The organism is Microlunatus aurantiacus (genome assembly GCF_039536605.1).
Classification (GTDB): domain Bacteria; phylum Actinomycetota; class Actinomycetes; order Propionibacteriales; family Propionibacteriaceae; genus Microlunatus; species Microlunatus aurantiacus.
The window spans coordinates 433,045-452,416 of the sequence record NZ_BAAAYX010000013.1 but is presented as its reverse complement, the minus strand read 5'-3'; the positions used below and the strand labels follow the sequence as shown (position 1 = coordinate 452,416).

17 protein-coding genes and 1 tRNA gene are annotated in these 19,372 nt (G+C 71.4%); 11 read left to right on the top strand and 7 right to left on the bottom strand.

Annotation, left to right across the window (positions count from 1 at the left end):
• Window positions 1-113: 113 nt before the first annotated feature.
• The 4 genes from ABD714_RS15980 to ABD714_RS15965 form a co-directional block, all read right to left on the bottom strand.
• Window positions 114-2,219 (bottom strand): ABC transporter ATP-binding protein, encoded by a 2,106-nt coding sequence (locus ABD714_RS15980; protein ID WP_344813383.1) that lies wholly within the window; start codon window positions 2,217-2,219, stop codon window positions 114-116.
• Between the two features lie 22 nt (window positions 2,220-2,241).
• A complete protein-coding gene (locus ABD714_RS15975) occupies window positions 2,242-3,186 on the bottom strand; it encodes an ABC transporter permease (RefSeq protein WP_344813382.1) in 945 nt (314 codons plus the stop codon).
• Between the two features lie 106 nt (window positions 3,187-3,292).
• Entirely contained in the window at window positions 3,293-4,276 is a 984-nt protein-coding gene (locus ABD714_RS15970) for an ABC transporter permease (protein ID WP_344813381.1), read from the bottom strand.
• A gap of 133 nt (window positions 4,277-4,409) precedes the next feature.
• Window positions 4,410-5,924, bottom strand: coding sequence for a dolichyl-phosphate-mannose--protein mannosyltransferase (locus ABD714_RS15965; RefSeq protein ID WP_344813597.1), 1,515 nt, complete (start codon window positions 5,922-5,924; stop codon window positions 4,410-4,412).
• Window positions 5,925-6,066: 142 nt separating this feature from the next.
• Between ABD714_RS15965 and rsmI the strand changes: the two genes are divergently transcribed.
• From rsmI to ABD714_RS15935, 6 genes are all read left to right on the top strand, one after another.
• Window positions 6,067-6,903 carry a 16S rRNA (cytidine(1402)-2'-O)-methyltransferase gene (rsmI, locus tag ABD714_RS15960; protein WP_344813380.1) on the top strand — a complete coding sequence of 279 codons (837 nt, stop codon included), beginning with the start codon at window positions 6,067-6,069 and terminating at the stop codon, window positions 6,901-6,903.
• Between the two features lie 92 nt (window positions 6,904-6,995).
• The gene (locus tag ABD714_RS15955; protein ID WP_344813379.1) at window positions 6,996-7,850 is read left to right on the top strand and encodes a TatD family hydrolase; all 855 of its coding nucleotides are present in this window, start codon (window positions 6,996-6,998) and stop codon (window positions 7,848-7,850) included.
• Between the two features lie 3 nt (window positions 7,851-7,853).
• Window positions 7,854-8,468, top strand: a complete 615-nt coding sequence (locus tag ABD714_RS15950; protein ID WP_344813378.1) for a nitroreductase family protein — start codon at window positions 7,854-7,856, stop codon at window positions 8,466-8,468.
• Window positions 8,469-8,588: 120 nt separating this feature from the next.
• Entirely contained in the window at window positions 8,589-9,683 is a 1,095-nt protein-coding gene (locus ABD714_RS15945; protein WP_344813377.1) for a resuscitation-promoting factor, read from the top strand.
• A 15-nt stretch (window positions 9,684-9,698) separates the two neighbouring features.
• Complete coding sequence (gene rsmA / locus ABD714_RS15940; protein ID WP_344813596.1) at window positions 9,699-10,580, top strand: 16S rRNA (adenine(1518)-N(6)/adenine(1519)-N(6))-dimethyltransferase RsmA; 882 nt, start codon at window positions 9,699-9,701, stop codon at window positions 10,578-10,580.
• A 34-nt stretch (window positions 10,581-10,614) separates the two neighbouring features.
• Window positions 10,615-11,544, top strand: a complete 930-nt coding sequence (locus ABD714_RS15935) for a 4-(cytidine 5'-diphospho)-2-C-methyl-D-erythritol kinase (protein WP_344813376.1) — start codon at window positions 10,615-10,617, stop codon at window positions 11,542-11,544.
• A 48-nt stretch (window positions 11,545-11,592) separates the two neighbouring features.
• Here the strand turns inward: ABD714_RS15935 and ABD714_RS15930 are convergent, their stop codons facing one another.
• The 3 genes from ABD714_RS15930 to ABD714_RS15920 all read right to left on the bottom strand — a co-directional run bounded on the left by ABD714_RS15930 (window position 11,593) and on the right by ABD714_RS15920 (window position 14,248).
• Complete coding sequence (locus ABD714_RS15930) at window positions 11,593-12,126, bottom strand: MarR family winged helix-turn-helix transcriptional regulator (protein ID WP_344813595.1); 534 nt, start codon at window positions 12,124-12,126, stop codon at window positions 11,593-11,595.
• Between the two features lie 190 nt (window positions 12,127-12,316).
• Complete coding sequence (locus ABD714_RS15925; RefSeq protein ID WP_344813375.1) at window positions 12,317-13,525, bottom strand: MFS transporter; 1,209 nt, start codon at window positions 13,523-13,525, stop codon at window positions 12,317-12,319.
• 123 nt (window positions 13,526-13,648) lie between these two features.
• The gene (locus ABD714_RS15920; protein WP_425562407.1) at window positions 13,649-14,248 is read right to left on the bottom strand and encodes a TetR/AcrR family transcriptional regulator; all 600 of its coding nucleotides are present in this window, start codon (window positions 14,246-14,248) and stop codon (window positions 13,649-13,651) included.
• A 142-nt stretch (window positions 14,249-14,390) separates the two neighbouring features.
• Between ABD714_RS15920 and ABD714_RS15915 the strand changes: the two genes are divergently transcribed.
• The 5 genes from ABD714_RS15915 (at window position 14,391) to ABD714_RS15895 (ending at window position 19,290) form a co-directional block, all read left to right on the top strand.
• Window positions 14,391-14,469 (top strand) — tRNA-Gln (locus ABD714_RS15915).
• Between the two features lie 91 nt (window positions 14,470-14,560).
• Window positions 14,561-15,913, top strand: coding sequence for a sensor histidine kinase (locus ABD714_RS15910; RefSeq protein ID WP_344813373.1), 1,353 nt, complete (start codon window positions 14,561-14,563; stop codon window positions 15,911-15,913).
• A gap of 72 nt (window positions 15,914-15,985) precedes the next feature.
• Complete coding sequence (locus tag ABD714_RS15905) at window positions 15,986-16,630, top strand: response regulator (RefSeq protein ID WP_344813372.1); 645 nt, start codon at window positions 15,986-15,988, stop codon at window positions 16,628-16,630.
• Between the two features lie 82 nt (window positions 16,631-16,712).
• On the top strand, window positions 16,713-18,245 hold the full coding sequence (gene glmU / locus ABD714_RS15900; protein ID WP_425562403.1) for a bifunctional UDP-N-acetylglucosamine diphosphorylase/glucosamine-1-phosphate N-acetyltransferase GlmU: 1,533 nt from the start codon (window positions 16,713-16,715) through the stop codon (window positions 18,243-18,245).
• A gap of 67 nt (window positions 18,246-18,312) precedes the next feature.
• Window positions 18,313-19,290 (top strand): ribose-phosphate diphosphokinase, encoded by a 978-nt coding sequence (locus ABD714_RS15895; protein WP_344813371.1) that lies wholly within the window; start codon window positions 18,313-18,315, stop codon window positions 19,288-19,290.
• The last annotated feature ends 82 nt before the right edge of the window (window positions 19,291-19,372 follow it).

Genomic DNA, 19,372 nt, shown 5'->3' with positions numbered 1-19,372 from the left:
CGATGGTGCCGGGCGAACCCGGACCACATGACCTTACGACGGTGCGTGGATCGATTACCACGACCGAGGGGGTTACAGCCTCCTAACGATGTCGTCCGCGGCCCCCGAGGTGCCTAGACGACAGCGCGCTCCTCGTTGTAATGACACGCCGACGTGTGATCCCCGTCGATCACCGGCAGCAGCTGGGGGACCTCGGTGATGCACCGCTGCTGCTGCGCCTCGGTCAGGGTGCCGATCTTGAAGCACCGGGTCCGGAACTTGCAGCCGGACGGGGGGTTGGCCGGACTCGGCAGATCGCCCTTCAGCAGGATCCGGGTCCGGGTGCGTTCCTTCACCGGGTCCGGGATCGGGATGGCCGACAGCAGGGCCTGGGTGTACGGGTGCGTCGGGTGGTCGTAGACGCTGGCCACGTCGCCGATCTCCACGATCTTGCCCAGGTACATCACGGCCACCCGGTCGGCGATGTGCCGGATCACGGCGAGGTCGTGCGCCACGAACAGGTACGACAGGTCGAGCTTGGCCTTGAGCTCGTCCAGCAGGTTGATCACCCCGGCCTGGATGGACACGTCGAGCGCCGACACCGGCTCGTCCAGCACGATCACCTTCGGCTCCAGGGCGAGGGCGCGCGCGATCCCGATCCGCTGCCGCTGGCCGCCGGAGAACTGCTGGGGGTAGCGACTGGCGAACGAGGGTTCCAGCCCCACCAGCCGGAGCAGCTCGTTGACCCTGTCCTCGATCGCCTTGGGGCTGTACTTGAACACCCCGAGTGGCTCGGCGATCAGGTCGAACACGGGCATCCGCGGATCCAGGGACGCCATCGGGTCCTGGAAGACCACCTGCAGGTCGCGGCGCATCTGCTGCCGGTCCCGGCGCTCCAGGCTGCCGACCTCACGCCCGAGCACGGCGATCCGGCCGTCGGTCGGGGGCTTGAGGTTCAAGATCTCCAGCAGGGTGGTGCTCTTGCCGCAGCCCGACTCGCCCACGAGGCCGAGCGTCTCGCCCCGCTTGACCTCCAGGTCGATGCCGTCGACGGCGTAGACGGTGCCGACCCGACGGCGGAACACCGCCCCCTTCATCAGCGGGTAGTGCCGTTTCATGTCCGACAGCTCGAGCACGGTGTCGCGCTGGTCGCGCGGGATCTGCTCCAGCGACGAGGTGGGGATCACCGGGACCGGGAAGATGTCGGCGTAGTCCAGGTGCTCCTGGGCGATCCGGGCCGAGTGGATGCAGGCGGCGCGGTGCCCGGGCTGGTCGGTGGGCGCGAGCGGCGGCTCGTCGGTCCGGCAGGCGTCGGTGACCATCGGGCAGCGGGGGGCGAACGGGCACCCCGGGGGCAGGTTCACCACCGAGGGTGGGTTGCCCTCCAGGGTGGCCAGCGCCTCCTTGTCCTTGGCGTCCAGCCGTGGAACCGCACCCAGCAGCCCGATCGTGTACGGCATCCGCGGCGTGGCGAAGATCTCGTCGACGGTGCCCTGCTCGACCGGCCGGCCGGCGTACATCACCGTCACCCGGTCGGCGATCCCGGCCACCACGCCGAGGTCGTGGGTGATCATGATCACCGCCGCTCCGGTCTCCTGCTGCGCCTTCTTGAGCACCTCCAGCACCTGGGCCTGGATGGTGACGTCGAGGGCCGTGGTCGGCTCGTCGGCGATGATCACATCGGGGTCGTTGGCGATGGCCATGGCGATCATGGCCCGCTGGCGCATGCCGCCGGAGAACTCGTGCGGGAACGACTTCACCCGTACGCCGGGGTTGGGGATGCCGACCAGCTCCAGCAGCTCGACGGCCCGGGTGGTCGCCGCCGCCCGGGAGATGGAGTGGTGGACCTGCATGGTCTCCACGATCTGGTCGCCGATCGTGTAGACCGGCGTCAGGGCCGACAGCGGGTCCTGGAAGATCATCGCCAGCTCTTCGCCGCGCAGCCGGGACATCGCCTCGTCGCTGCGACCCAGCAGCTCGTCCCCGTGCAGCTTGATCGAGCCGGTGATCCTGGCGGACTGGGGGTGCAGCCCCATGATCGCCAGCGAGGTGACCGACTTGCCGGACCCCGACTCGCCGACGATGGCCATCGTCTCGCCGGCCGCCAGTCTGAAGTCGAGACCGCGGACCGCCCGGACGGGGCCGGCTTCGGAGGGGAAGGTGACGTGCAGGTCGGTGACTTCGAGCACGGTGCCGGCGGTGGTGCGCCTGACCTTGCCGGCGGGGGCGGTGATGCTCATACGGATCCTCCGAGCGTGCTCGTCATGCAGAACCACCGGACTGGGAGCTCGGGTCGAGGGCGTCGCGCAGCCCGTCGCCCACGGCGTTGACGCTGAGCACGAGGAGCACCACCACGACGGCGGGTCCGGTGAACAGCCACGGGAAGCTGTTGACCTGGCGGGCGCCCTGGCCGAGCAGGGTGCCCAGCGAGGTGTCGGGTGCCTGCACGCCGAAGCCGAAGAAGGACAAGCCGGTCTCGGCCAGGATGGCGGCGCCCACGTTGAGCGTGGCGTCGATGATCAGCAGCGACGAGATGTTCGGCAGGATGTGGCGGACGATCGTCTTCGGTGCGGACAGACCCATGAAGCGGGCGGCCTGGACGTACTCCCGTTCCTTGATCGACATCGACAGGGATCTGACGACGCGAGCCGACAGCACCCAGGAGAACGCGGCCAGCAGCAGCACCAGCAGCAGCCACGAGTTCGGTCCCTTGGGCCCGCCGGTGCTGATCAGCGCGATGAGCAGGAAGGAGGGCACCACCAGCAGGAGGTCGATCACCCACAGCGCGATCCGCTCGAACCAGCCACCGAAGTAGGCGGCGAACGAGCCCACGACGGCCGCGACGGTGGTGGAGATGATGGCGACCAGGAAGCCGATCAGCAACGACTTCCGCAGCCCGCGCAGGGTCAGGGCCAGCATGTCCCGGCCGCCCTGGGTGGTGCCGAACCAGTGCCGTTCGCTCGGACCCTTCAGGTAGGCGCGCCGGTCGATCTCGTCGTAGGCGTACGGGCTGATCCACGGGCCGATCACGGCGACCACGATCAGCAGCACGATGATCACCGCGCCGACCACAGCCGTCTTGTTGCGCAGGAACCGACGCGCGATCAGGCGGCGGCGGGTGATCCGCTTCTCGCCCGGCCCGGGCTCGACCGGGGTCAGGGTGTCGCCGTCGACCTCGAGGGCCACCTCGGCACGGTTGTCGGTCACGGGCGTAGCCTCCCGGGAGTGCGCGCGAACGAGCGGGACTGCGCGCAGCTCGTGACCACGGAGCACGGAGCGCGACCAAAGGTGTTGTCTGTCACGATCCCGTCTCCTAGCTCAGCCGCACGCGCGGATCGAGGACGGCCACCATGATGTCGGCCAGGATGGCGCCGAACAGCACGCAGACCCCGCTGAAGGCGGCCACCGCGACCGCTCCGTTGACGTCCTGGCGCTGGATGGTGGTCACGGCGTACTCACCCATGCCGTGGAAGGAGAAGATGATCTCCATGAAGGTGGCCCCGGTGAACAGGGTGGCCACGCTGAAGGCGAAGTAGGTGCCGGTCGGGATGAGGGCGGTCCGCAGCGCGTGCTTCATGACCGCCCGGGACCGGCGCAGACCCTTCGCCCGGGCGGTGCGGACGAAGTCCGACCCCAGCGAGTCCAGCATCAGGTTCCGCTGGATCCGGGAGAAGAAGGCCGCGTTCAGCAGGATCAGGACGATGGTGGGCAGCAGCAGGTGCTGCAGTCGGTCGAACAACCAGGCACCCGGATAGGACCCGCTCTCCCCGGTCTCCCCGACGAACTCGAAGATCCGGAGCCCGGTGGCGTTGTTGACGTCGGTCGCCCACACCTGCAGCACGCTGGCCAGGACGAAGGAGGGGATCGATAGGAAGAACAGCGACGACAGGGTGAAGAAGCGGTCGGAGACCCTGTACTGCCGGGTGGCGGTCCAGGCCCCGATGAAGACGCCGGTGACGATGCCGATCAAGGAGCCGAGGGTGATCAACCGCAGGCTCACCCAGACGCGCCGGCTCACCTCGTCGTTGACGCTCGCGCCGACCGGGGACTCACCCCAGTTCCAGTGCAGCACGATGTCGGTCAGCCAGGTCCAGTAACGCTGCAGCAACGGCACCTGGTCGCTGAGGTTCTTGGCCCGCAGGGTCGCCTCCACCGCACCCGGATCCAACGGGGGGTTGCGGAGCAGGAAGAGCGACCGCGGATCGAGCTGGCTGGCCGAGAGGAAGTAGGTGAGGCTGATCGCCACGAACAGGAGGATGGCGTAGTTCAGCAGTCGCCGCGCCACATATGCGCCCATCGGAGAGATGGACCTCCTTCGTGCCGTCGAAGCGGGTGGATCACCACCGCCGGGGGGTCGTGCGGGATCGAGAGGGTGCCTACCTAGCGCAAGACTCTAGCCCCGCATCCCTCATCCACCGTTAATCGGCTCGTCAGATCCAGGACCGGAACCACATCCGCGCCCGCCACCGGGCGTACGTGATCGGCTCCCCGCTGAGGATGGGGTGGAGCCAGGCGAAGTTCGCCGCGACCAGGGCGACGAACGCCCCGGCCAGGACGCCACCGAGCATCCGCCGGTCGCCCGCCCGCGCGTCGCCGATGAGCCGGCCGAGACACAGCGCCACCGCCATCACCGTGAAGGGGATGAGCGCGACCGCGTAGAAGTAGAAGACGGGCCGGGTGTCGTAGGAGAACCAGGGCAGCCAGACGCTGAGGACCCCGACCACCGGGATGCCGAAGCGCCAGTCCCGGACCCCGACCCACAAGATCACGGCCGCCACCAGCGCGATCACCCCGCCCCACCACAGCGCCGGGGTTCCGATCGCCAGCACGGAGCTGACGCAGGTGTCGGCGCCCGAGCAGCTGCCGGCGCCGGCGGGGAGGTCGCCCTGGTAGTGCATGGACAGCGGTCGGACGATGAGCAGCCAGCCGATCGGCTTGGCGTCGTAGGAGTGCGTGGCGTGGTTGATGTAGTCGCCGGTGTGGAAGCCCCAGATGTCGCGGTGGTACTGGATCAGCGACGCCAGCGGCGCTCCCAGGAACCTCGTGGTCCACGCCTCCGGGTGCTGGGTGCCCCAGTTGCGGTCGTAGCCGCCGGTGGTGGACAGCCAGCTGATCCAGGTGCTGACGTAGACGACCGCCGACAGCAGCACCAGGGAGACGAAGGCGGGGAGGCCGTCCCGCAGGATCCCGGTGTACGCCGCGGTCCCGGCGCCGGCCAGCCGACGGGCGCCGACGTCCCAGGCCAGGCCCAGCAGGGCGAAGGCGGCCAGCACGTACAGCGCGTTCCACTTGCTGCCCAGGGCCAGCCCGAAGGACAGGCCGGCGGCGATCCGCCACGGCCGGACGACCAGGGCCGGTCCGAACCGGCCGCCCAGGTCGGTGAGGTCGTGACGCTCCAGGTGCGCGGCCAGCCGGTTGCGGAACCAGTCCCGGTCGGCGGCCAGGCAGGCCACGGCCGTGACCAGGAAGAAGGCCAGGAAGATGTCCAGCAGGGCCACCCGCGACATCACGTACGCCAGCCCGTCGAAGGCCAGGAGCAGACCGGCCAGGCCGCCGATCAGCGTGGAGCGGGAGACCCGGCGGACCAGCCGGGTCAGGACCAGCACGAGCAGGGTGCCGACGATCAGTGGACCGACGCGCCAGCCGACCGACGTCATGCCGAAGACGTGCTCGCCCGCCGCGATCAGCCACTTGCCGACCTGCGGGTGCACGATGAAGGACGCCGCGTTGTTCAGCACGTCGGGGTTCCCGGCGATGATCTTGGTGTTGGCGTCGTCGGGCCAGGACCGCTCGTAGCCGAACCGCAGCAGCGAGTAGGCGTCCTTCGCGTAGTAGGTCTCGTCGAAGATCAACGCGTTCGGCCGACCGAGGTGCACCACCCGCAGCGCGAAGGCGATGGCGGTCACGGCCAGGGTGACCAGCCAGCCGGTCAGGCGATCGGTCAGCGGAGGAACCCGCAGCCGCTCCAGGGTCGTCCGCTGGGGTGGCGGCGGCGCGTCGGCGCCCTCCGGGGACGCGACGTCCGGCGGGGCCAGCACACTCACGGGAGGAAGTGTAGGAGGGCGATCCTGTGCCAGGGTGACCTTCATGGCGACAGGCGGGCGACTCGTACTGGCAGGTACGCCGATCGGCGACTCGTCCGACGGCAGTCCCGGGTTGGTCGCGGCGTTGACCGCCGCCGACGTGATCGCGGCCGAGGACACCCGCCGGCTGCGCACCCTGCTGGCGCGGCTGGGGGTCACCACCACCGCCCGGGTGGTGTCCTACTTCGAGGGCAACGAGGCGGCGCGGACCCCGGAGCTGGTGGCGGCGATGCTGGACGGCGCCACCGTGGTGGTCGCCACCGACGCCGGGATGCCCTCGGTGTCCGACCCCGGCTACCGGATCGTGGTGGCGGCCATCGCGGCCGGGGTGACCGTCACCGCCGTCCCGGGCCCGTCGGCGGTGCTCACCGCCCTGGCCGTCTCCGGGCTGCCGGTCGACCGGTTCTGCTTCGAGGGGTTCCTGCCGCGCAAGGCCGGGGAGCGGGGGAGACGGCTGTCCGAGCTGGTCGCCGAACCGCGGACCATGGTCTTCTTCGAGGCCCCGCACCGGACCGCCGAGATGCTGGCCGCCGCCGCCGAGGTGCTCGGCCCGGCCCGGCCCGGGGCCGTCTGCCGGGAGCTCACCAAGACCTACGAGGAGATCGTCCGCGGACCGCTGGCCGACCTGGCGAGCTGGGCCGCCGACGGTGTCCGGGGCGAGGTGACAGTGGTGATCGGCGGTGCCGTGGTCGACGCGGGGGAGGAGCTGACCCACGCGGTCACCCAGGTGCAGCAGCTGGTGGCCGACGGCGTCCGGCTGAAGGAGGCGGTGGCCGACGTCGCCGCCGCCACCGGCGTACGGAAGAACGCGCTCTACGAGGCCGCTCTCGGGAGTCGGTGAGCCGAACCGGGCGCCGTGGTCGCGTCCGGGCACGGGTCCACGCGACCGGCGAGAGGGGCGGGCGACTCCGGCGGATCTGCCAGAGTGAGGTGGTGAGCCTGCCGCCCCTGCCCGACCCGCTGCCGCACCCGGTGGTGGATTCCCACTGCCACCTGGACACGGCGTCCGAGGTCAGCGGCCTCGATCCCGACGAGGCGATCGGCCGCGCCGCCGCCGTCGGTGTCACCAAGATCGTGCAGATCGGCTGCGACCTGGCCGGGGCCCACTTCGCGGTGGAGGCCGCGGAGCGCTGGGACGCCGTGGTGGCCGGGGTGGCCATCCACCCCAACGACGCCGCCCGGATGGCGGCCGACGAGCTGCCTCTGGCCCTGGCCGAGATCGAGCGGCTGGCCCGTCATCCGCGCGTGCGCGCCGTCGGCGAGACCGGCCTGGATCACTACCGCACCCGGGACGAGGCGGGTCACCGGATCCAGCGGGACGCGTTCGCCTGGCACATCGGGCTGGCCCGCGCCACCGGCAGGACCCTGGTCATCCACGACCGGGACGCCCACGCCGAGGTGCTCGACGTGCTGGACGCCGAGGGGGTGCCGGACCGGGTGGTGATGCACTGCTTCTCCGGCGACGCCGCCTTCGCCCGCGCCTGCCTGGACCGGGGGGCCTGGCTGTCGTACGCCGGCCCGGTGACGTTCAAGCCGAACGAGCACCTGCGTGACGCCCTGCGGCTGACGCCGCTGGACCGGATCCTGACCGAGACCGACGCCCCGTACCTGACGCCGGTGCCCTTCCGGGGCCGCTCGAACGCCTCCTACCTGATCCCGCACACGGCGAGGTTCCTGGCCGCGACGCTCGACCGGGACCTGAGCGAGGTCTGCCGGGCGCTGGAGCAGAACGCGTACGACGCCTTCGGCGGTCGGTGGGGCGCGGAGACCACGCAGACGGACGGCTGAGTCATGGAGCTCTCCGAGATCCGCCGGCGGCGCCGGATGGTCCGTCGCTACGACCCCGACGTGCCGGTCCCGGCCGCCGCGCTCGACCGCGTCCTCGACGCCGGGCTGCGGGTCCCGTCGGCCGGCTTCACCCAGGGGGTGAGCCTGTTGGTCCTGCAGGGCCGCGATGTCGGGCGCTACTGGGCCTCGACGACCGACCCGGACGTGCCGGCGGACCGCTGGCTGACCGGGATGCGCACCGCGCCGGTCCTGGTGCTGGTCTGGACCGACCCGGACGCCTACCTCGACCGCTACGCCGAGGCGGACAAGGGCTGGACCGACCGTGACCCGGGCCGCTGGACGGCTCCGTACTGGCACGTCGACGCCGGCATGGCGGTGCTGGCCATGCTGTACGCGGCCGTCGACGAGGAGCTGGGGTCCTGCTTCTTCGGCGCCCCGCCGGAGCGGATCGCCACGATCCGGTCCACGTACGCGGTCCCGACCGGCCAGCTCCTGGTGGGGGTGGTCAGTCTCGGCGTACCTGCCGGCCCACCCAGCAGGTCACGAAAAGAACGTCGACCGGCGGACGAATTGGTCCACCGCGGCCAGTGGAGACCCACGTCACACCCCGTTTTGTGATGATTTTGGCACGTGTCGGCCGGGCCGTTATGCTTCCGTGACCAGCGGTCGTGATATAGCGCCCGCCGACCACTGACATCGACCGTCCGGGCGTTATCTGTCCCGGACCAGGGAGCTCACGTGCGCAAGATCATCCCCGTCGTCGCGGCTGGGGCCACGGCCCTCGCCGTCGCCGGCTCGACCTTCGCCTATGCGGCCATGAACAACGACGTGCTGCTGGCCGTCGACGGCCAGACCCGCGAGGTCACCACCATGAGCAAGACCGTGGGCGACGTGCTGGCCGGGCAGGGGATCACCGTCGGTGCGCACGACGTGGTCGCGCCCTCCGTCGACGCCGCCGTCGTCGACGGCACCAAGATCGCAGTGCAGTACGGCCGCCAGGTGACCGCGACGGTCGACGGGCAGCCGAAGACCTTCTGGACGACCGCGACCAGCGTCGACCAGGCCCTGCAGAGCCTGCAGGTCGACACCGTCGGCGCCGACCTGTCCACCAGCCGCAGCGCCGGCATCGGCCGGGAGGGTCTTGATCTGACGGTCAACACGGCCAAGACCGTCACGGTGGAGACCGGGGGCAAGAAGCGCACGCTCGAGACCACCGCGCTGACCGTCGCCCAGGCGCTGACCGAGGCCGGGATCGCCGTCGACTCCGACGACAAGGTGAGCGCGAAGGAGTCCGCCAAGCTGAAGGACGGGCTGAGCGTCACCGTCACCGAGGTCGACGTCAAGACGGTGAAGAAGACCAAGAAGGTCGCCTACGACACCGTCTACAAGAACACCAACTCCCTCGACAAGGGCAAGCGGAAGGTCGACACCGAAGGCAGGAGCGGCAAGCGGACCGTCGTCTACACCGAGGTCCGGCACGACGGCAAGGTCGTCAAGCGCACGCAGAAGTCGTCGAAGGTCACGACCAGGGCCACCGACAAGGTCGTCCTGGTGGGCACGAAGCAGGACGAGGTCTCCGGCGGCAGCACGGCCGGCAACTCGGTCTGGGACCGGCTCGCCCAGTGCGAGTCCGGCGGCAACTGGTCGATCAACACCGGCAACGGCTTCTACGGTGGGCTGCAGTTCACCGCCTCGACCTGGCGGGCCATGGGCGGCTCCGGTCTGCCCCACCAGGCCAGCCGCGAGACCCAGATCGCCGTCGCCAAGAAGCTGCAGGCGCGGGCCGGCTGGGGCCAGTGGCCCGGCTGCACCTCCAAGCTCGGCCTGCGCTGAGCCCCGGCGCCGACCCTGAACGACTCCTCGTCCGGCCCGGGTGACTCCCGGGTCGGACTCCTCTCGGCGAGCGCCGTCCGGAAGCTCGCGACGGCCCTCGACCTGCGACCGACCAAGCAGCGCGGGCAGAACTTCGTCACCGACGGCAACACCGTGCGGCGGATCGTGGCCGCTGCCGGTGTCGGTCCGGACGACGTCGTGCTGGAGATCGGGCCCGGGCTCGGCTCGTTGACCCTGGGGCTGCTCGAGGCGGCCGACCACGTGGTGGCCGTCGAGATCGACTCGCTGCTGGCGGGCGCCCTGCCGGGCACCGTGGCCGCGCACGCGCCGGGCCGTGTGGCCGCCCTCACGGTGGTCGAGGCCGACGCCCTCAAGATCACCGCCCTGCCGAGGGTGCCCACCTGCGTGGTGGCCAACCTGCCCTACAACGTGTCGGTGCCGGTGCTGCTGCACCTGCTGGCCACCTTCGGCGAGTGGCAGCGCGGGCTGGTCATGGTCCAGGCCGAGGTGGCCGACCGGCTGGCCGCCGGTCCGGGCTCGAAGACGTACGGGATCCCGTCGGTGAAGATGTCCTGGTACGCCGCCACCGCTCGGGTGGGGACCGTCCCACCGAGCGTGTTCTGGCCGGTGCCCAACGTCGACTCCGGACTGGTGTCCATCGTGCGCCGGCCCGCCCCGCAGACCTCGGCGAGCCGGGCCGAGGTCTTCGCCGTGATCGACGCGGCGTTCGCCCAGCGTCGCAAGATGCTGCGGTCCGCCCTGGCCGGCCTGACCGGCTCGTCGGCCGCCGCGTCGGCAGCCCTGGAGGCGGCCGGGGTCGATCCGCAGGCCCGGGGCGAGGTGCTGGACGTGACCGCCTTCGCCCGCATCGCCGAGCAGCTGCCGTCGCGCGCCTGACGGTCCGCCGGGCGCGTCCACTAGCCTTCCAGCAATGTCCGCCCCCAGCTCACCCGCGCCCGACGGCGTCCGCGTACGGGTGCCGGCCAAGATCAACCTGGCCCTGTGCGTCGGACCGCCGCGCCCGGACGGCTTCCACCCGCTGGCCACCGTCTACCAGGCCGTGTCGCTGTTCGACGAGGTGCACGCCGCTTGGGGCGACCCCCGCCAGATGACGGTCACGATGACCGGGGAGGGCGCCGCCGAGGTGCCCACGGACGACCGCAACCTGGCGGTCCGCGCTGCGCGGCTGCTGGCCGAGCGCTACGGCGAGGGCCAGCCGCTGGGGGTGCACCTGTCGATCCACAAGGCCATCCCGGTGGCCGGTGGTCTGGCCGGGGGCTCCTCCAACGGGGCGGCCGCCCTGCTGGCCTGCGCTGACCTGTGGGCCTTGGACGTCTCCCTCGACCAGATGCTGTCGCTCGCCGCCGAGCTGGGCAGCGACGTCCCCTTCGCCCTGCTCGGAGGCACCGCGCTCGGCAGCGGGCGCGGCGAGCAGGTGGCTCCGGTGCTGGGCCGGGGCTCGTACCACTGGGTGCTCGGCTTCGGGCAGCGGGGCCTGTCCACCCCCGCGGTCTACCGGACCTACGACGAGCTGCGCCCGGACGCCCCGATGCCCGAGGTGCCGGACGAGCTGATGGCCGCGCTGCGTTCCGGTGACGCCGTGCGCCTGGGCCGGGCGCTGGTGAACGACCTGCAGGAGCCGGCTCTGCACCTGCAACCCCAGCTGCGGCGGACCATGGAGACCGGGCTGGAGTACGGCGCGCTCGGCGCCATCGTGTCCGGGTCGGGCCCGACCGTGGCCTTCCTGGCCAAGTCGGAGGCGTCGGCCATCGACCTCTGCGTGGCCCTGGCCGCGGACGGGGTGGTCCGTACGGCCCGACGCGTGACCGGCCCCGTCCCCGGTGCCCGCCTGATCGGCTGACCCGGCTCGGACCGCTGCGCGCCCGCCACCGCCGACGGGGTCCCGCTCCTACAGATCCCGGTACGGTGCCAGCAGCTCCCGCAGAGCGGTGGTGAGGGCGCTGCGGTGAGCAGGGTCCAGGTCGGCCAGGATCTGCTGCTCGGCGGCCATCAGCTCGGCGAACGCCTGGTCCACGGCACTCCGGCCCTGGTCGGTGAGACGGACCAGGACGGCGCGCCGGTCGTCGGGGTGCGGATCCCGGGCCACCAGACCGCGGGCGGCGAGCCGGTCGACCCGGTTGGTCATCGTGCCGGAGGTGACCATGGTCTCCTTGAGCAGCTGACCTGGGGACAGCCGGTGTCCCGGGCCGGCCCGGCGCAGGGCGGCCAGGACGTCGAACTCCCAGGACTCCAGTCCGGAGCCCGCGAACGCCGCACTCCGCTCGCGGTCCAGGTGGCGGGCCAGTCGGGTCACCCGCGACAGCACCTGCATGGGGGAGACGTCGAGGTCGGGCCGCTCCCGCTTCCACGCCTCGGCCAGCCGGTCGACCTCGTCCCGGAGGGACGGACTAGCGACGCCGTCCCGGAGGGACGGACTACCGATGCCGTCCCGGAGGGACGGACTACCGACGCCGTCCCGGAGGGCGGGTTGGTCGTCGCCGTCCCGGAGGGCGGGTTGGTCGTCGCCGTCCGGCAGCGGCGGGCCGTCGACCTGGCGCCGAGCGTCGGCGGAGTCGGGGGTGGGCACGCTCCGCAGTGTAGGAGCCGGCGACCGATGGGTGCCCGGGGCGGGATCAGTGCCCGGCGCGGGCGGCGGCGAGATCGTCGTCCGACGTCGGCATGGTCAGGGCCAGGAAGACGATGCCCACGCACAGCAGGGCGGGGACGGCCATCGCGTGCTGGATGCCGAGGTGGCTGACCAGGAAGCCGACCACCGCCGGACCGGCGAGGAAGGCCGCGTAGCCGAAGGTGACCACCACGGCGAGCACCCGTCCGCCGCCCAGGTGACCGGCCACGGCGTAGACCTGCGGGGCGATCATGCCGACGCCGAAGCCGACCAGGGCCCAGCCGGCGATCAGCAGGGGGAGCGAGCTGACCACGGTGACGGTGCCGTAGCCCAGGGCGGCGCAGATGCCACCGAAGCGGACGACGTTGCGCCGCCCGAAGCGGGCGACCAGGCCGTCGCCGAGCAGCCGGATGACCACCATGAACCCGCTGACCGCGATCAGGCCGAGCGCGCCGACGGTCGGGTCGACACCGGCCACGTCGGTGACGTGCAGCGAGGACCAGTCGACGGCGGTGCCCTCGGACAGCCCGAACGCGAGCGCCATGGCACCCAGCACCCAGGCCATGGTCGGGATCCGGGTCTTGACCCCGTCGGCGGAGTGGCTGACCACCGCCGCCTCAGGAGAGATGCGGAGCAGGACGACGTACACGGCGACCGCGATCACGGCCAGGGTGATCATCAGCGGAGCCACGATGCCGGCCCCGTCGATGCCCAGGGCCAGCGCCATCAGCAGCACGGCACCGGCGCCGACGAAGTTGCCGACGGAGAAGAAGGCGTGGAAGCGGCTCATGATCGGCTTGCCGCGGGCGGCCTCGACCTGGACCCCGAGGGCGTTCATGGCCACGTCCATCGCGCCGTTGCCGAGGCCGAAGAGAGCGGCGGCCACGATGGCGAAGGCGTAGGTCGGGGCGAAGGCGAGCACCAGGGCGGCGGCGATCAGGATCGGCAGCCCGGCGAAGACGATGCGGCGCGCACCGATCGAGTCGGCCAGCCGGCCACCGACCTGCATCGACACGATGCCGGCCACGCCGCCGCTGAACAGCATGATCGCGATCTGGGTGGCATCCAGGTCCAGACGCTCCCGCAGCGACGGCAGGCTGCCGCCGTAGCCGCCCAGGATCATCCCGTTGACCGCGAACATGACGATCACGGCTGCGGCGGCCTTGCCGCCGGCGAGCGGGATGGTGGGACGGACAGGGTTCAGGGTCTGGGTCATGACGCTCGTTCTGCTCTGTAGCTGGTTACTGAATCGTTCTAGAAGAGAGTAGGTCACCCGCCGGGGCGTAAGCAAGCGGTGTCGTCGGCGGCCGCCGGGCTGTCGTCCGCCGTCGGGCTCCGGTCAGGACTCGGTGACGAGCCGGGGCTTGGGATCCAGGTGGGACAGCCCGTTCCAGGCGAGGTTGACCAGGTGCGCGGCGACCTCGGACTTCTTGGGCTTGCGGGCGTCGAGCCACCACTGCCCGGTCAGGGCGATCATGCCGACCAGCATCTGGGAGTACATCGGTGCGGTCCTGACGTCCAGCCCGTGCCGTCTGAACTCCGTCACCAGCAGCCCCTCGACCTGCGAGGCGATGTCGCTCAGCAGACTCGCGAACGAGCCCGAGGAGCTGGCCACCGAGGAGTCGCGGACCAGGATCCGGAAGCCGTCGGTGTGGTTCTCCACGTAGTCGAGCAGCGCCAGGGCGGCCTGCTCGACCAGCTCCCGGGAGCGGACGGCGTCGGCCAGGGCGGACTCGATCCGGGTCAGCAAGTAGCCGACCTCCCGGTCCACCACCACGGCGTACAGACCCTCCTTGCCGCCGAAGTGCTCGTAGACGACCGGTTTGCTGACCTCGGCCCGGGCCGCGATCTCCTCCACGGACGTGCCCTCGAAACCCTTCTCGGCGAACAGCCGGCGGGAGACCTCGATCAGCTGCTCCCGCCGTTCGGTGCCCCTCATCCGCACCCGGCCCGGGCGGCGGGCGCGGGTCGGCTCCGGCTTGCCGGCGTGGCTGGGGTCACGAGAGCTGGCGGGCATCGCCCCAGTCTCGCCGATCGGTACGCTGGTCCCCGCCAGGACGCTGCCAGCCGGCGTCACACGATCCCCGGTTGGTCTGCCGGCAGGGCCCGCCTGACTTTGAATCAGGACCAGCGACGTAGGTTCGACTCCTACCCGGGGAGCGCACGACGGAGGACGGGTGGGGATAGCCCCACCCCCGATCCGCCGGTTAGCCTGATCGTCCGCCGACGCGGATCGGACGACCGTAGAGGCATGAGCAACCTCCTCTCCTCACCCGGTCCTCACGTCTACAGCGAGGACTCCGGCCCGGAGTTCCTGTACGCGTCCACGCCTGGAGCCGATCTCGATCATGGACCCGCGACCGCGTCCGACGGGGCGCCGGCGATGCTGAGGCATGCGGGCCGCAACCTCGCCACGCTGGTCGGGCTGTTCGTCGTCAACCTGGCCGCCTTCGTCGTCGCCACCACCCTGGTCAGCCTCGGCGCCGGGCTGCTCGTCGTCTTCGTCGGGCTGTTCGTGCTGGTCGGTGGTCTGGCCGCTTCGGGGGCCCTGGCCGGGGCCAACAAGAGCCTGCTGGCGTACGCCGGGTTCGAGCTCCCGGCGACGCGCTATCCCCGTACGACCGGCGGCTTCGGCCTGCTGCGGCGGCTGCGCGACCCTCAGTCGTGGCGGGACCTCCTCCACGTCCCGATCGCCTTCGTGCTGAGCACCTTCTCCTTCTCCGTGGCGGTGAGCTGGGTGGTCGGCGGGCTCGGCGGCGTCCTCTACCTGCTCTGGGGCCGGTACCTGCCGGACGACAGCCAGGGCCTGGCCCACCTGCTCGGCTTCCCCAACCGGTTCGCCGAGTCGGCCCTCACCATGGGACTGGGTGTGATCCTGCTGCTCACCGCGCCGGCTGTGCTGCACGGACTGGTCCGGCTGCACGTCGCCGTGGCCCGCGGGCTCCTGGTGGACGAGAGCTCCACGCTGCGGGCCCGGGTCAGCGAGCTGACCACCAGCCGCAGCGCGGCCGGCGACGAGGAGGCGCGGACGCTGCGGCGGCTCGAGCGGGACCTGCACGACGGTCCGCAGCAGCGACTGGTGCGGCTCGGGATGGACATCTCCAGCGCCCGACGGCGGATGGCGACCGACCCGGAGCAGGCGCAGCGGCTGCTGGACGAGGCCTACCAGCAGACCCAGGACGCCCTGGGCGAGATCCGTCAGCTCTCCCGCGGGATCGCCCCGCCGATCCTGACCGAGCTCGGTCTGCCCGCCGCCATCACCGCGCTGGCCGCCCGCAACGCGGTGCCCACCACCGTGGACGTGGGCGACGTACGCCTCAGCGACGCGGCCCAGAACGCCGCCTACTTCACCGTGGCCGAGGCCCTGACCAACATGGAGAAGCACAGCCGGGCGTCGCGCTGCAGCGTGGAGATCCACCCGGTCGGTGGGGTGGTCGTGGTCGCCGTCACCGACGACGGCCGGGGCGGGGCGTCGCTGTCCCGGGGCCACGGGCTGGCCGGCCTGGCCGACCGGCTGGCCGGTGTCGACGGCAGCCTGACCGTCACCTCACCGGTGGGCGGGCCGACCCAGATTACCGCCACCATCCCGGCCGACCTCGGCTAGCCGCCGAACTTTCGGAGCAAAACCCACGTCACACGTGGATGGCGGTGCAGAAGTCGGGGAGGATCGGGCCCCATGCGAGTGCTGGTGGCCGACGACTCGGTGCTGTTGCGCGAGGGGCTGCTGCGGCTGCTGGACGAGGCCGGGCACACGGTGGTGGCGGCGGTCGGTGATGCGCCGTCGCTGCTGACGGCAGTGGCCGAGCACCGCCCGGACGCCGCCCTGGTCGACATCCGAATGCCGCCGACCATGACCGACGACGGGCTGCGGGCCGCCGTGAAGGCCCGCCGGCTGCTGCCGGGGCTGGCCGTGCTGCTCCTCTCGGCGTACGTGGAGTCGAGCTACGCCGAGGCCCTGCTCGCCGACGGTCGGGGCGGAGTGGGCTACCTCCTCAAGGACCGGGTCTCCTCGCTGGAGGTGCTGACCGACGCGCTGACCACGATCCGGGGCGGCGGCACCGTGCTCGACCCCGACGTGGTCGCCCAGCTCCTCGTCCGCCGTCGGGCCGACCCGCTCGAGCGGCTGACCCCTCGCGAGCGCGACGTCCTCGGGCTGATGGCGGAGGGCCGCAGCAACACAGCGATCGCTGCCCGGCTGGTGGTGTCGCCGGGTGCGGTCGAGAAGCACATCGGCAACATCTTCGCCAAGATCGACCTGGCCGACGCCGGCACCGACAACCGCCGGGTGCTGGCGGTGCTGGCCTGGCTGGAACGCCGCTGACCTCGGCGGCGGCCGCGTGCCCGGGCGCCGTGCCCGGTAGCCTGACCCCGCCACAGGTCCGCCCCGCGGAGAAGGAGCGCAGTTGTCCGGTCTGACCAGCGAACCGTCCGAGTCCGTCGACCCCGGCTCCTCGGCTCCCGCCGGAGCCGCACCGCCGGCGGTCATCGTGCTCGCCGCGGGCGGCGGCACCCGGATGAAGTCGGCGAAGTCGAAGCTGCTGCACGAGGTGGCCGGGCACCCGCTGCTCAGCTACGCGCTGGCCGCCGCCACCCAGATCCAGCCGCAGGAGATCGTGGTCGTCGTCGGCCACCAGAGGGACCAGGTCCAGGCCCACCTGGCCGAGATCGCCCCGCACGTGCGGACCGCCGTCCAGGAGGAGCAGCTGGGCACCGGGCACGCCGTCCAGTGCGGGCTGGCTGCGCTGTCCGACCTCGACCGGCTGCCGAACGAGATCGTGGTCACGTACGGCGACGTGCCGATGCTGACCGGGGAGACGCTGCTGGACCTCGTGGAGGACCACCGGTCCCAGCGGGCCGGGGTGACCGTGCTGACCGCTGTGGTGGCCGATCCGACCGGCTACGGCCGGGTGGTCCGCGACGCCGACGGTGGGGTCACCGGGATCGTCGAGCACCGCGACGCCGACGACGAGGTCCGGTCCATCACCGAGATCAACTCCGGCATCTACGTCTTCGACTCCGCCGTCCTGGTGGCGGGTCTCGACGGGCTGACCGCCGACAACGACCAGGGCGAGCTCTACCTGACCGACGTGCTGACGCACGCGCGCTCGGCCGGTCGCACGGTCGCGGGTCACCTCATCGACGACGCGTGGCAGACCGAGGGCATCAACGACCGCGTCCAGCTGTCTGCCATGAGCGCGGAGATGAACCGCCGCATCCTCGTCGGCTGGATGCGGGCCGGCGTCACGGTCCAGGACCCGGCGACGACCTGGGTGCACGCCTCGGTCGACCTCGCTCCCGACGTCACCCTGCTGCCGGGGACCTCGTTGGAGGGCGCCACCTCGGTCGGCGCCGGGGCGACCATCGGTCCGGAGGTCAGCCTCAAGGACGTCGAGGTGGGGGAGGGCGCCACCGTGGTCCGTACCCACGGGGAGCTGAGCGTGATCGGACCGGGCGCCGAGGTCGGCCCGTACGCCCGGCTGCGCCCCGGCACGAGGCTCGGGGTCAAGGGCAAGATCGGCACCTTCGTGGAGACCAAGAACGCCCGGATCGGTGACCGGTCCAAGGTGCCGCACCAGTCCTACGTCGGCGATGCCGAGATCGGGGTGGGCGTCAACGTCGGCGCCGGGGTGATCTTCGCCAACTACGACGGGGTCACCAAGTCCACCACCGTGGTCGGTGACTACAGTTTCGTCGGCAGCAACGCCGTCCTCGCTGCACCCCTCACGGTCGGCGCCGGGGCGTTCGTCGCCGCGGGGTCGACCATCACCGGTGACGTCGACCCCGGTGACCTCGGGGTGGCCCGCGGTCAACAGCGCAACATCCGCGGGTGGGTGCTGCGCAAGCGAGCCGGCACGAAGATCGCGACGGCGGCGCAGGACGCGCTCGACGCCGCGGCGGAGGACCGGTCGGCCCAATCCGGACCGGACGATCGATGACGGCAGCGGGACGTCGACATCGAGTGAACCATCGACACCAGGGCGAACAGCCCCGACGGGAGCACCGGTGAGCGGCGTCAAGAAACCCAATGACAAGCACCTGATGCTCTTCTCGGGTCGCGCCTACCCCGAGCTGGCGGCGGAGATCTCCTCGCTGATGGGGGTGGGACTGGTCCCGACCCGGGCGCTCAACTACGCCAACTCCGAGATCTACGTGCGCTTCGAGGAGTCCGTACGGGGCTCGGACGCGTTCGTCATCCAGAGTCACGCCGCTCCGGTGAACGAGTGGGTGATGGAGCAGCTGATCATGGTCGACGCCCTGAAGCGGGCCTCGGCCAAGCGGATCACCGTCGTCGCGCCGTTCTACCCGTACGCACGCCAGGACAAGAAGCACCGGGGCCGGGAGCCGATCTCGGCGCGGCTGATCGCGGACCTGTTCAAGACCGCCGGCGCCAACCGGCTGATGTCGGTCGACCTGCACGCCGCCCAGATCCAGGGCTTCTTCGACGGTCCCGTCGACCACCTGTGGGCGCTGCCGGTGCTGGCCGACTACGTCACCGCGAAGTACGACACGGCCCAGATGACCGTCGTCTCGCCGGACGCCGGCCGGGTGCGGCTCGCCGACATGTGGACCGACCGGCTGAACAGCTCGCTCGCCATCATCCACAAGCGGCGCGATCCCGACGTGGCCAACCAGGTCGCCGTGCACGAGGTGGTGGGTGACGTCGAGGGCAAGGTCTGCCTGCTGGTCGACGACATGATCGACACCGCGGGCACCATCTGCCAGGCCGGCGAGGCGCTGATGGCCCGCGGGGCGGCCAAGGTGATCGCCGCGGCGACCCACCCGGTGCTGTCGGGACCCGCGATCGAACGGCTGCAGTCCTCGGCCTTCGAGGAGGTCATCGTGACCAACACGCTGCCCCTGCCGCCGGAGCGGCGGTTCCCGAAGCTGACGGTGCTGTCGATCGCGCCGCTGATCTCCCGCGCCATCCACGAGGTGTTCGAGGACGGCTCGGTGACCAGCCTCTTCGGGGGGCAGAGCTAGGGCCGGTGGACAGTTCGGGTCCGCTCCCGTCGCGGCCTCCCGGTCGCGATCTGACAGGCCTCGCCCCCATGGGCTAAGGTTG